Annotated in this window: 9 protein-coding genes; 7 read left to right on the forward strand and 2 right to left on the reverse strand. The window is 68.9% G+C overall.

Features of this window, described 5'->3' with window-relative positions:
* Window positions 1–39: 39 nt before the first annotated feature.
* Genes FPZ11_RS15710 through FPZ11_RS15720 form a run of 3 tightly spaced genes read left to right on the forward strand, consistent with a single transcriptional unit; the run spans window position 40 to window position 4322 of the window.
* Window positions 40–1242, forward strand: a complete 1203-nt coding sequence (locus FPZ11_RS15710; RefSeq protein WP_146322028.1) for an EfeM/EfeO family lipoprotein — start codon at window positions 40–42, stop codon at window positions 1240–1242.
* Window positions 1239–2543, forward strand: a complete 1305-nt coding sequence (gene efeB / locus FPZ11_RS15715; RefSeq protein ID WP_146322029.1) for an iron uptake transporter deferrochelatase/peroxidase subunit — start codon at window positions 1239–1241, stop codon at window positions 2541–2543. Before FPZ11_RS15710 ends, efeB begins: the two co-directional genes overlap by 4 nt.
* Before the next feature lie 51 nt (window positions 2544–2594).
* Window positions 2595–4322, forward strand: a complete 1728-nt coding sequence (locus FPZ11_RS15720) for a phospholipase C (RefSeq protein WP_146322030.1) — start codon at window positions 2595–2597, stop codon at window positions 4320–4322.
* Window positions 4323–4526: 204 nt separating this feature from the next.
* Here the strand turns inward: FPZ11_RS15720 and FPZ11_RS15725 are convergent, their stop codons facing one another.
* A complete protein-coding gene (locus FPZ11_RS15725; RefSeq protein WP_146322031.1) occupies window positions 4527–5651 on the reverse strand; it encodes a YhgE/Pip domain-containing protein in 1125 nt (374 codons plus the stop codon).
* A gap of 194 nt (window positions 5652–5845) precedes the next feature.
* Here FPZ11_RS15725 and FPZ11_RS15730 point away from each other — a divergent pair, with 194 nt between their 5' ends.
* Window positions 5846–6451, forward strand: coding sequence for a TetR/AcrR family transcriptional regulator (locus FPZ11_RS15730; protein WP_146322032.1), 606 nt, complete (start codon window positions 5846–5848; stop codon window positions 6449–6451).
* A 41-nt stretch (window positions 6452–6492) separates the two neighbouring features.
* Window positions 6493–7419 (forward strand): aldo/keto reductase, encoded by a 927-nt coding sequence (locus tag FPZ11_RS15735; protein ID WP_146322033.1) that lies wholly within the window; start codon window positions 6493–6495, stop codon window positions 7417–7419.
* An 85-nt stretch (window positions 7420–7504) separates the two neighbouring features.
* Here the strand turns inward: FPZ11_RS15735 and FPZ11_RS15740 are convergent, their stop codons facing one another.
* Entirely contained in the window at window positions 7505–8083 is a 579-nt protein-coding gene (locus FPZ11_RS15740; RefSeq protein WP_146322034.1) for a hypothetical protein, read from the reverse strand.
* 221 nt (window positions 8084–8304) lie between these two features.
* Here FPZ11_RS15740 and FPZ11_RS15745 point away from each other — a divergent pair, with 221 nt between their 5' ends.
* Together FPZ11_RS15745 and FPZ11_RS15750 are read left to right on the forward strand one after the other, a co-directional pair.
* A complete protein-coding gene (locus tag FPZ11_RS15745; RefSeq protein WP_146322035.1) occupies window positions 8305–8814 on the forward strand; it encodes a MarR family winged helix-turn-helix transcriptional regulator in 510 nt (169 codons plus the stop codon).
* Window positions 8811–12845, forward strand: coding sequence for an ABC transporter ATP-binding protein (locus tag FPZ11_RS15750; protein WP_210415894.1), 4035 nt, complete (start codon window positions 8811–8813; stop codon window positions 12843–12845). The genes FPZ11_RS15745 and FPZ11_RS15750 overlap by 4 nt, the downstream gene beginning before the upstream one ends.
* Window positions 12846–13015: the final 170 nt, after the last annotated feature.

Consider the following 13015-nt stretch of genomic DNA (forward strand, 5'->3'; position numbering starts at 1 on the left):
CATCGCGGTGCCCTCCGGGAGCAGGGCGAGGCGGGCAGCGTGCGGCGAGGAACGGTCTACGGCATCGCCGCCGGTGCAGGCGCGGCGATCGTGGGAGCGGTGGTGACCGCGGCGGTCCTCGGCGCGTCTGTCGTTCCTGTCGCGACGAAGGCCACGGGAGACATCGCCGTCGATGCGGGGATCTCCGGCTGCGGCACCGGCTGGACGGGGTCCAGTGCCGGGGCGCTCACGTTCGACGTGAAGAACACGTCCATCGCGGGCATGGAAGTGTACCTGCAGCGCGCCGGCGCCTCCGCTCAGCCGGTCTACCTCGACCTCGAGTCCATCGGCACCGGCGCCACGGTGCGCGGTCAGGTCACGCTCGCCGCCGGGCGGTACCGGTTCGTGTGCCTGCCTGCCGACGAGGATCCGATCGACGGGCCCGTCGTGACGGTGTCGGGTGCGAAGCACGTGCTGGATGCGACGCCGGGCATCGTGCCCGTGACCCAGAACAACCTCATTCCCGCCGCGAAGCAGTACGGAACGTGGATCGAGAGCAGACTGCCCGTGCTGCAGGGCGAGGCATCCGCGCTCCAGGCCGATGTCGCCTCCGGCGACCTCGCGAAGGCGCGCACCGAGTGGCTCACGGCCCATCTCGAATACGAATCCCTCGGCGCCGCGTACGGCGCGTTCGGCGATGCGGACACCGCCATCAACGGCATGCCGGCCTCCGGCCGCACCGCGCTCGACGACCCCGACCTCACCGGGTTCCACAAGATCGAGGCGCTGCTGTGGTCGGGAGCGACGCCCGCGACGATCGTGCCCTTCACGAAGCGACTCGTCGCCGACATCGGCACTCTGCGCACGACCTTTCCCACGGCGCGCATCGATCCGCTCGACATCGGTCTGCGCGCCCACGAGATCCTGGAGAACGCCCTGCAGTTCGAACTCACCGGCGCGACCGACGCCGGCAGCCACACCAACCTGGCCACACTCGACGCCAACCTCGCGGGCACCGTGCAGGCACTGCAACCGTTGCGCGGCATTCTGAAGACCCGCTATCCCGACCTGGCCAAGACGGATGCCGCCATCGCGGCATCCCGCACCCTCGTCGAGTCCTACCGCGGCGCGAACGGCTCCTGGACCCCGGTGCAGAACCTCTCCACCGCGCAGCGCGAGCGGCTCGACGCGCAGATCGACCAGACAGTGGAACTGCTCGCTCCGGTCGCCGCGATCTGCGACGTGCGGAGGGCGGCGTCATGAGCGTGCACGAGCAGCCGAGCGAAGCCGGTGCGACGCGGCGAGGCTTTCTGCACGGTCTCGTCGGCGCGGGCCTCGCGGCGCCGATCGTGGCCGCCGCTGCCGCACCGGCGGCCGCCGAAGCGTCGACCACCACGACACCCGCCTCGGCGACCTCGTCGGTCGCGGGGGTGCCGGTCGCGGAGACGGGGTCGGCCACCGCGTCGTCGTACCCGTTCCACGGGGCGCATCAGGCCGGCATCCTCACCCCGGCGCAGCGGGTCGCGACGTTCGCGTCGTTCGACCTCACGGCAGCCGGTCGCTCCGAGCTCACCGAGCTCATGAAGACGCTCACCGACCGCGCACGCTTTCTGGCAAGCGGCGGCACTCCCGCGAGCGTGGGCATCACCGCGCCACCGCCGGACTCCGGCGTGCTCGGGCCGACGGTCCCGGCCGACGGGCTCACGGTCACCGTCTCGCTCGGGGCGTCGGTGTTCGACGACCGTTACGGGCTGTCCTCCGCCAAGCCGGCGCGGCTGCGCACCATGGAGGACTTTCCCAACGACGACCTCGACCGGTCGATCTGCGACGGCGATCTGCTGCTTCAGCTCTGCGCCCACAACGCCGACACAGTCACGCACGCGCTGCGCGACATCGCCAGGGCGACCCGCGGCGCGATGCAGTTGCGCTGGCGCAAAGACGGCTTCTCGTCGCCGCCGCGACCGACCGGCACGCCCCGCAATCTGCTGGGCTTCAAGGATGGCACGGCGCATCCCGCGCTCGACACCAAGGCCGCTCCCGACGAACTCGTCTGGACTCATGCGGGCGGCGACGAGCCCGACTGGGTCGAGGGCGGCAGCTATCACGTGGTGCGCCTCATCCGCATGCTCGTCGAGTTCTGGGACCGTGTCTCGATCCACGAGCAGGAGAACATGATCGGCAGGCGCCGCGACTCCGGCGCACCGCTCACCGGCACCCACGAGTTCGACGATCCGCACTACGCGAGCGATCCGACCGGCGACGTCATTCAGATGGATGCCCACATCCGGCTCGCGAACAATCGCTCGCCCCAGCAGGCGAAGCAGCAGATGCTCCGCCGTCCGTACAACTACGACAGCGGCATCGACGTGAACGGCAACCTCGACAACGGGCTCATCTTCGCCTGCTTCAACCAGGATCTCGAGCGCCAGTTCGTGACCGTGCAGAAGCGGCTCATCGACGAGCCGCTCGTCGACTACATCTCGCCGACCGGCGGCGGCTACTTCTTCGCGCTGCCGGGCGTGCGACACGAGACCGACTGGTACGCCAGCGGGCTGTTGGCCTGATCGGGGACTGAAGGCCGCCAGCAGCACCTGAATCCAACGAAAGGAACACGAATGCCGACGGTGTTCGGGCGACGCACCCTGCGCGTCGCCGCCCTTCCGATCGCGCTCGCCGCGATCGCGACGACGGTGGCCATCGCGGCTCCGGCGTCTGCCCATCAAGACAACCACTCCACCGACACGAAGACGCCGATCAAGCACCTCGTCGTGCTGTTCGACGAGAACATCTCGTTCGACCACTACTTCGGCACCTACCCGAACGCGGCGAACACCGACGGCACGAAGTTCGTCGCGGCCAAGGGCACGCCGAAGGCCAACACGGAGCAGAGCGCCGGGCTGATCACGACCAACCCCAACGCCTACTCGCCGCAGCGGCTGTCGCCGTCCGAGGCGGTCACCTGCGACCAGAACCACAACTACGGTCCCGAGCAGAAGGCTGTGGACAACGGTGCCATGGACAAGTTCGTGGAGAACACGAGCAAGGACACCTGCACGGGCATGTACGGCTCTCCCGGGCTCGCCATGGACTACTACGACGGCAACACCGTGACGGGTCTGTGGAACTACGCGCAGAACTATGCCATGAGCGACAACGCGTGGGACACCGTGTTCGGGCCATCGACTCCCGGCGCGCTGGACCTCATCTCCGGTCAGACGCACGGCGTCGTCTCGATCGACCCGACGACGGGCAAGCAGACGGCGACCCCGGATGCCTACACCGTGGCATCCCCTGACGCCAAGGGCGTCGGCACGGTGATCAACGACCCCGATCCGGCGTACGACGACTGTGCGGACAACAACCACACGTCGACGAACGCGCTGGCGTCGCTGTCGGGCAAGAACATCGGCGACCTGCTCAACGCGAAGAACATCACGTGGGGCTGGTTCCAGGGCGGCTTCACGCCGACCACCACGTGGAACGGCAAGACGGGCTCGTACGCGACCTGCGGCGCGACCACGACCAACGTGGCGGGCGCGGCATCCGTGGACTACTCGCCGCACCACAACCCGTTCGAGTACTACAAGTCGACATCGAACCCGCACCACCTGCCGCCGTCCAGCGACCGGATGATCGGCCACACCGATCAGGCCAACCACCAGTACGACCTGACGGCATTCGACACGGCGCTCAAGCAGAACAACCTGCCGGCCGTGTCGTTCCTGAAGGCCCCTGAGGCGCAAGACGGTCACGCCGGCTACTCCGACCCGCTCGATGAGCAGAAGTTCCTCGTGAACGAGATCAACGCCATCCAGAAGTCGCCGGAGTGGAAGAGCACGGCCATCGTCATCAACTACGACGACTCGGACGGGTGGTACGACCACGTGGCGCCGACCATTCTGAACGGCTCGAAGGATGCCGCGAACGACTCGACGGTCTGCACCACCGCGAAGGCTTCCGCTGCCGGTGGCTACGCGGATCGTTGCGGCCCGAGCCAGCGCCTGCCGTTCCTCGTGATCTCGCCGTTCTCGAAGCAGAACTACGTGGACCACACCGCCATCGAGCAGACCTCGATCACGAAGTTCATCGAGGACAACTGGTCGACCGGTCGTCTCGGCGACTCCTCGTTCGACCAGCGCGCGGGCTCGATCACCTCGATGTTCGACTTCGCCCACCCGCAGCAGCGCGCCGTGCTGCTCGGGTCGAACGGAGCCGTGTCCAAGGTGGTCCCGGTGCGGGTGACCGGGTATGGCAACGGCAATCAGGGCGGCAACGGCCAGGGCGGTCACGGCAGCCAGGGCGGCAACGGCAACCATCAGGGCGGTCACGGCCACCACAGCTGACGCCAGTCGAGAGACCCGCCGGTTGAGGAGCGCCGCGTGAGCGGCGCGTCTCGAAACCGAGCGCCGATCGTCGGCCTGGTTTCGAGACGCCCGCCTTCGGCGTGCTCAGCACCCGTGCTCACTGAGCGAGCGAAGCGAGTCGACGCGCACACGATGCCCTTCGACTCGCTTTCGCTCGCTCAGCGAGCGGAAGAGGCCGCCCGTCTACGCGACCGCGACCGGCTTCGCGGCCTGTGCCGCGGCATCCTCGTCGTCCCAGCCGTCGACGTGCACGACCTCCCTCGAGCGGAAGTGCCCTGAGACCTGCAGCACGATGCCGAGCACCGACCAGCCGGCGAGCACGAGCAGAGGGAAGGCGATCGACGCGCTGGGGAAGTACGACAAGTCACGCAGCAGCGTCGCGGCCGAGCCGGGAACGAACCACTGCCCCACGGCACCCCACGCCCCTGGCATGAACTGGGTCGGCTGCGTCGCGGATGCCAGCGGGTTGCCGATGAGGATCGTCACGACCGCGCCGACCGCGATGCCCGCCGGTCCGATGAGCGACGACATGCCCACGATGAACGACGCCGTGGCGAACACGGCCAGCGCCATCGCGCCGACATTGCCGACGAACGATCCCTGCAGAATGCCGAACCACGGCTGCAGCACGCTCACGACGATCAGGCCCGCTGCCACGGCGTAGACCGCGGTCGCGGTCAGCCGGCGCCACACTCCGGTGATGAGCAGCGAGATGAGCACACCGCCGATCATGCCGCCGAGCGCGAGCGGGAACGCGGCCGCCGCCATCCCCGTTCCTCGCGAGTCCGTGCTCGCCAGCGGCACCACATCGGTGAGCTTCACCGTCACGCTGGGCACGGAGCCCAGCGCCTGCAGCACCTGCTCGGCGCTGGCGCCCTTCGCGGCGGCGGCCTGCGCGCCGGCCTGGGCGGCCTGCTGGATGCCGGCGGTCACCTGCTTCTGCAGCACGCCCTGCACCGCGGTCATCACCTGAGTGACCGCCGGGCTCGCCGCGGAGGCCGTGAGAACCTCCGGCGTCGTGCCGATGACGATGCCGCCGTCATAGTCCCTGTGCTTGATGCCGGTGACGATCGCGCCGCGGTCGCTCACCTTCGTCACGTCGAAGAGGCCGGGCTCCGCCTTGTCGAGCGCGTTGATGACGGCATCCACCTGCGCGCTCTGCCCGGTGACCGCGATCGGCAGGTTCTGCGGCTTCGCGGTGACGGTGGGCCAGAGGAACGCGAGCACGACGACGCCGATCGCGACGGATGCGGCGATGCCGATGAGCACGGAGCGACCCCACGTGGTGTGGGCGATGCGTTCGGACATGAATTCTCCTAAAACGAATGTTCGTTCTTTATAATCGATCATGCGATCGTCGATGTCAACGCGACGAGGAGGCTCGCCGGCTGAGTCGGTCGAGACCGGCGGCGTGCGACGCTGGTCTCGACACGCAGGGTCGGCCATTGCGTCGGCGGGCGGCCAAGAGGCTCGTCCGATGATGGAGCAGAACGGGAGGGTGGATGCCCAAGGTCAGTGACGAGCATCGCGAGGCTCGGCGGCGCCAGATTCTCGAGGCCGCCATGCGCAGCTTCCTGCGCGGCGGGTTTCAGGAGTCGTCGATGAGCGACATCATCGCGGAGTCCGGGCTCTCCGCAGGGGCCATCTACGGTCACTTCGCGAGCAAGTCGGAGATCGTCGCCGCGGTGGCGAGCGAGGTGCTCGAGGGCGGCCTCGCCGCGATGAAGGAGATGCGTGAGCCGGACGGCACGCCGTCGCATCCGCTCGACTTGATCCAGCGGCTCGTGGCGGGGCTCATGGAACGTGCAGGGGGAACGGCGCTGCCCGTGCAGGTGTGGGGGCGGGCGGTGATCGATCCGGAGCTCCGTGCCATGTTCGGCACGGTGGTACCCGCCATCCGCGCCGTCATCGCCGATCAGATCGCCCTGTGGATGCACGAGACCTGCGGGGTGCCCGACGACGTCGCGGTGGCTCGCGGGGCCGAGCTGGCGCCGCTCATGACGGGGATCTTGCAGGGCGGCATCACCCAGGCCGAACTGCTCGACGGCTTCGACCTGACGGCCTATCTCGCGCTCGCCGCGCCCCTCTTCGAGCCGCCCGCCGCCTGAGCGCTGGACCCGGAGCGCGCTCCGGCCGTCATCATGGAGACATGAAACGAATCACCCTGGGCAACTCCGACATCGAGGCGAGCAATGTCGTGCTCGGCCTCATGCGCATCCTCGAGAAGAGCGACGACGAGATCCGCACTCTGGTCTCCACGGCGCGCGACAACGGCATCGACTTCTTCGACCACGCGGATGTCTACGGCGGCGACCACGGCTGCGAGCGCCGGTTCGGCGACGCGGTGCAGTTCAGCGCCGCTGAGCGCGAGCAGGTGTTCCTCCAGTCGAAGGTGGGCATCCGGCAGGGCTTCTGGGACTTCTCGAAGGAGCACATCCTCGAGTCGGTCGACGAGTCGCTGGCCGCTCTGCGCACCGACTACCTCGACGTTCTGCTGCTGCACCGCCCCGACACCCTGATGGAGCCGGACGAGATCGCGGATGCCTTCGACACCCTCCACGCGGCGGGAAAGGTGCGCAACTTCGGAGTCTCGAACCAGACGCCGGGCCAGATGGAACTGCTGCGTCGATCGCTGAGCCGGCCGATCGTGGCGAACCAGGTTCAGCTGAGCATCACGCACGCGAACCTGCTCGCACAGGGCATCGCCGCCAACATGAACGGGCTCGACCAGTCGATCGACCGCGACAACGGCATCCTCGACTACGCACGTCTGAACGACATCACGCTGCAGGCGTGGTCGCCCTTCCAGAAGGGCTTCTTCGACGGCGTCTTCCTCGGCGACCGCGAGAACTACGCCGACCTGAACGACGCGATCGACGAGATCGCGGCCTCGTACGGCGTGACGCCGACGGCGATCGCCGTGGCGTGGATCACCAGGCATCCCGCGAACATGCAGGTCGTGCTCGGCACGACCAACCCGCAGCGGGTGAAGGATGCCGCGTCCGGCTCCGACCTGCCGCTCACGCGCCCCGAGTGGTACCGCCTCTTCACCGCCGCCGGTCACACCCTGCCGTAGCAACCCGTACGCAATTCGGGCCGGACCCGGTGTCGCGCGCCACCTGCGGCCGCGCACCGCGGTCCGAGCCTGGATTGCGTACCGGCTACTGCCGGTCGCCGATCACGCTGAGGGGCGGCGGCCCGATCACCGTCTTGTACCAGCTCCAGGCGATGCCCTCGGTCTGCTGAATGTAGACGTAGCTCAGGGCCGAGGCGGGCAGCACGTTCAGCTCGACCGACAGCACCTGCTGCCCGTTGACCGTGCGGCTGCCGAGGCCGGCGGGGTTGTAGGCGCCCTCCTGCTCGACGTCGAAGACGATCGGTGTGAAGGCATCCAGATAGAACGAGACCACGTAGTCACGCGTCTCGGTGATGCCATACGCGGCGGGCTCGAAGTGCACGGAGACGGCCGGCTCGCGCGAGGGATTCGCGGAGTAGTCGAAGCTCGCGTAGGCGGATGCGGCATCCGTCTGCACGATCGTGGCCTGGATGAGCGTGGTGTTCGTGCGGCCTCGACCGACCGGATGCGTGACAGAAAGCGTCTCGATCGGCGAACCGAGCAGAGGCGAGGTGTTCGCGCCGAGTGTGGGCGACTCCGAAGGCGAGATGTCGTTCGTGAAAGCCGAGAAATCGACCTTGCGCGTGTCCATGGCGCCCCCGAAGGACTTCGGGGTTTCAGACATGAGCGTCAGTCTAGTTTCGCGAGCGGCGCGCCGATACGGTGACGACGGCGAATCTGCGCCTGCTCACTGCCGTCCGTTTTCAGGACGTTTCGCGACCCAGCCACGCAGGGTGGATGACTCGGCGCATGTCCTGAAAACGGGCGCGGAGCTGCGGTGCGGAGTCGGGGGCGCGGATCCGGGGTGCGGCGCAGCGGACCGTGTCGCGTGCCTAAGATGGTTCGGTGGTCGAACTATCTGATGCATCGCGCTCAGCGGATGCCCGCGCCGCCGTGCACGCGCTCACCAGGGCATCCCGCATCCTCGAACGCGCACTGAACGGCCTGAGTCTTGCCGACTTCCGGGTGCTGTCGGCTGTCGCGGCCGGCGAGGCACGGGCATCCCGGCTCGCTGCGCGACTCGCCATCGGCAAGCCGACGGTGAGCGCCACCGTCGACTCGCTCGTTCGCCGAGGGATGCTCCGCCGCACCGCCCACGACACCGACCAGCGCGCCGTCGAACTGGCGCTCACCGCGAAGGGTGACGCCGCCCGAGACGAGGCGGAGCGTGCGCTCGCCTCCGTCGTGACGCAGTTGGCGGCGGAGACGGAGCATCCGGATGCCGTGCTCGCCTCGCTCGCGGAGTTGGGCGACGGGATCGAGCGTCGCCAGGCATCCGTCGCCTCGGAAAGAGGCGTGCCACTCGCCGCAGACGCGGCGACCGCGGTGGGCGCGCAGGCCGGGGCGACCGAGTGAGCGCGGCGGAGACCCGGAACACGCCGACCGCGGAGAAGCCCGACGATACGGGCGCAGACCGGGCGACAGCAGGCAAGGCGTCCGCAGACGGCACCGGCATACCCGGGCCCGACGGTCGCAAGCAGGCCGGCTGGGTGCGCCGGCTCGCCCACTACCTCTGGCGCCACCGCACCAATGTGACCATCGCCGTGTCGGCCGCTGTCCTGGGCTCGGCATGCCAGGTGGCGACGCCCCTCATCGCGCGGCAGATCGTCGATGGCGTCATCGTCGCCAAGACGGCGCCGTTGCTGCCCTGGCTCGGCCTGCTCATCGCCCTCGCGCTGATCGCGTTCGGGTTCTCCTACCTCCGCCGGTACCGAGGCGGCCGGGTCGCGCTCGACGTGCAGAACGACCTGCGCAACGAGATGCACGACAAGCTGCAGTCGCTCGATGCCGCCACTCTCGACACCATGCCCACCGGCCAGCTCGTGGCCCGCGCGAACTCCGACTCCGCGCTCGTGCAGGGGCTGCTGAACTTCTTGCCGCTGGTGTCGGGCAACGTGCTCATGCTGGTGCTTTCGCTCATCGTGATGTTCGTGTTGTCGCCGCTGCTGGCGATCATCAGCCTCGCCGTGCTGCCTGCGCTGCTCATCATCAGCTATCGCATGCGCCGCCGGGTCTTCCCCGCCACCTGGGACGGCCAGCAGAAGGAGGGCGACCTCGCCGAGATCGTCGACGAGGACGTGGGCGGTGTTCGGGTGGTGAAGGCCTTCGGGCAGGAGCGCCGGGAGCTCGAGCGGCTGACGCGCACGGCATCCTCGCTCTACGGATCGCAGATGCGCGCGGTGCGCATCCAGTCCAGGTACCAGCCGCTGCTGGAGGCGGTCCCCGTGCTCGGGCAGGTGGGCATCCTCGCTCTCGGCGGATGGCTGGCCCTCACCGGCGACATCACGCTCGGCACGTTCCTCGCGTTCTCCACCTACATCGCCCAGCTCATGGCGCCGGCGAGGCAGCTGGCGGGCATCCTCACCATCGGCCAGATGGCGCGCACCGGGTTGGAGCGCATCTTCCAGCTGCTCGACATGACACCGGCCATCAAGGATGCGCCCACCGCCGTCGACCTCCCCGAGCGTCCAGGCGCGATCGCGTTCGACGACGTGACGTTCGGCTACGAACCGGATGCCCCGGTGCTGCAGCACTTCACGCTCACCGTGCAGCCGGGGGAGCGGGTGGCCCTCGTGGGTGCCAGTGGAAGCGGCAAGTCCACGGTCGGTCGGCTGCTCGTTCGGTACTACGACCCCGATTCGGGAAGCGTGACGATCGGCGGTGAGCCGGTGCAGGACATCCGCCTCAGCTCGCTGCGGCAGGCGATCGGCATGGCGTTCGAAGACGCCTTCCTGTTCTCCGAATCGGTGCACGACAACATCGCATATGGGGCACCGGATGCCACCGACGATCAGATCGAGGCGGCCGCACGCGCCGCGCAGGCGCACGACTTCATCATGGAGCTGCCGCGCGGCTACGACACCGTGGTGGGCGAGCGCGGGCTGAGCCTCTCGGGTGGTCAGAGGCAGCGCATCGCGCTCGCCAGGGCCATTCTGCGCGACCCCGCGATCCTCGTGCTCGACGACGCCACGAGCGCGATCGATGCGCGCACCGAGCAGACCATCCACGACGCGCTGCGCAGCGTGATGGAGAATCGCACGGTGCTGCTCGTCGCGCACCGGCACTCCACGCTCCACCTCGCCGACCGCATCGTCGTGCTCGATCACGGGCGCATCGTCGACCAGGGCAGCCATGACGAGCTCATCGATCGCAGCGACACGTACCGCGCGCTGTTCGGTGCGACGGATGCCGCCCGCCGCGGCGAGGTGGACGCGTTGGCGGGGATGCCCGTCGGCATCGACGCTGACGTTCATCCCGCCGGCCGAGGAGCGACCGCCGAAGGCGGACGCGCCTCGAGGCCCGACGATGTCCGGGGCGGCGGCTTCGAGACGCGGACCGTCGGGGCGACCCACTCCTCAGCCGGCGGTGGTGGCGGGCAAGCGGGCAACGGCAGCGCCGGCGGCGCCCCACGCCCGCGCCGCGCCGCTGGCGGGCCCGGCATCGGCATGGGGCTCGGCGGCGGGGGCGGCGGCATGCGCGGCATGGGCGCCGGTCTCGCCCCGACGCCCGAGCTTCTGGCGCGCGTCGCGGCGCTGCCGCCGGTGCGCGACATCCCCACGATCGACCTCGATCAGGAGTCGATGCACGATCCGGAGTTCTCCCTCGGCAAGGTGCTGAGGCAGTTCCGCCGCCCGTTGCTGCTCGCGCTGGTGTTCGTGGTGATCGACGCGCTCGCCGGACTCCTCGGACCCGCCGTGGTGAAGACGGGCATCGACCAGGGCGTGACGACGGGAGCCGCTGCGGTGCTGTTCGGGGCATCCGCTGTCTATCTCGTCGTCACGATCGCGGACATGTTCAACGGCATGGCCGAGTCCCTCGTCACCGGGCGGGCGGCGCAGCGCATCATGCTGTCGCTGCGCATCCGGGTGTTCGCGCAACTGCAGCGGCTCTCGCTCGACTACTACGAGCGCGAGATGGCCGGCCGCATCATGACGCGCATGACGACCGACATCGACCAGTTCGAGTCTTTGTTGCAGAACGGCTTGCTGGGCGCCCTCGTGGCGTTCGTCACGTTCGTCGGCGTCGGCGTCGCGCTCGTGATCGTGGATGCCCCGCTCGGCCTCGCCGTGCTCACCGTCGTCATTCCGTTGGCACTGGCCACGGTGTGGTTCCGGCGTCGCTCGTCGAAGCTGTACGACCTGTCGCGCGAGCGCATCGCGATCGTGAACGCCGCATTCCAGGAGAGCCTCTCCGGTGTGCGCGAGTCGCAGGCGTTCACGCATGAGGACGCGACCATGCGCCGCTTCCACGGGCACGGCAGTGCGTACCTCAGGTCTCGCGTCGCGGCCCAGCGGCTCGTGGCGATCTACTTCCCGTTCGTGCAGTTCCTCTCGGCCATCGCCGATGTGATCGTGCTCGGGCTCGGCGCCGTGCTCATCGCCCATGGGCAGCTCACGGCAGGCGCGCTGATCGCGTTCCTGCTCTACATCGACATGTTCTTCTCGCCGATCCAGCAGCTCTCGCAGGTGTTCGACGCCTGGCAGCAGACCAGGGTGTCGGTGTCGCGAATCTCGGAGCTCATGAAGCTCGACACGTTGACGCCGCAGGCGGAGCATCCGCTAGCCGTCGGCGAGCTCAGCGGCGACGTCGCGCTCGACGACGTGCACTTCGCCTACCCGAGCGCGCCGGTCTCCACCGAGCTCAGAGGGCCGAAGGATGCCCGCGACCTCCGCTCGCGCGACGCCGCGTCCACCCGTCCGCCGGAGGCGCTCTCCGGCATCGAGCTGGGCATCCGCCCCGGCGAGACGGTCGCGCTGGTGGGCGAGACCGGGGCGGGCAAGTCGACGGTGATGAAGCTGCTCGCCCGTTTCTACGATCCTGACCGCGGGCACGTGCGCGCCGACGGCAAGGACCTGCGCACGCTCGACCTCGGCGGCTTCCGCCGCAACCTCGGCTACGTGCCGCAGGAGTCGTTCCTGTTCACGGGCACCATCGCGGAGAACATCGCTTACGGCAGACCGGATGCCCCCGCCTCCGACGTCGAGAACGCCGCTCGGGCGGTCGGTGCCCACGACATGATCGAGGCGCTGCCCGCCGGCTACGACACGCTGATCGCCGAGCGCGGCAAGTCCCTGAGCGCCGGGCAGCGTCAGCTCATCGCGCTCGCCAGAGCCGAGCTCGTGAGACCCACCATCCTGTTGCTCGACGAGGCGACCTCGAACCTCGACCTCGCCACCGAGTCACGCGTGACGGATGCCATGCATCGGCTCTCCCGCGACCGCACGACGGTGCTCATCGCCCACCGGCTGCAGACTGCAATGGGTGCTCACCGCATCGTCATGCTCGACCACGGCCGCGTGATCGAGGTCGGCTCGCACGACGAACTGCTCGAGCTCGACGGCGCCTACGCCGCGATGTGGAGGGCGTTCGAGCTGGCGGCGGCATAGGACTGATCCACCCCACATCACGCTCCGCCCCGTCCCCGGGCGTGCCGAAAATCGGAGTTCTGCGCCGACACGCCGCCACGGTCGGGCGACGCGCCGGGAGCTGCTGCAGAACTCCGATTTTCGGCACGCCGAAGCTGGTACGGCCGTGGGCACGTGGGAGTGGTGTGAGT

It is taken from the genome of Humibacter ginsenosidimutans (assembly GCF_007859675.1).
Classification (GTDB): Bacteria; Actinomycetota; Actinomycetes; order Actinomycetales; family Microbacteriaceae; genus Humibacter; species Humibacter ginsenosidimutans.

What these genes read in the sequence shown, in the direction of transcription:
- efeB (WP_146322029.1), top strand. Translation starts at nt 1,239, where the DNA reads ATGAGCGTGCACGAGCAGCCGAGCGAAGCCGGTGCGACGCGGCGAGGC.
- FPZ11_RS15720 (WP_146322030.1), top strand. Translation starts at nt 2,595, where the DNA reads ATGCCGACGGTGTTCGGGCGACGCACCCTGCGCGTCGCCGCCCTTCCG.
- FPZ11_RS15725 (WP_146322031.1), bottom strand. Translation starts at nt 5,651, where the DNA reads ATGTCCGAACGCATCGCCCACACCACGTGGGGTCGCTCCGTGCTCATC.
- FPZ11_RS15730 (WP_146322032.1), top strand. Translation starts at nt 5,846, where the DNA reads ATGCCCAAGGTCAGTGACGAGCATCGCGAGGCTCGGCGGCGCCAGATT.
- FPZ11_RS15735 (WP_146322033.1), top strand. Translation starts at nt 6,493, where the DNA reads ATGAAACGAATCACCCTGGGCAACTCCGACATCGAGGCGAGCAATGTC.
- FPZ11_RS15740 (WP_146322034.1), bottom strand. Translation starts at nt 8,083, where the DNA reads ATGTCTGAAACCCCGAAGTCCTTCGGGGGCGCCATGGACACGCGCAAG.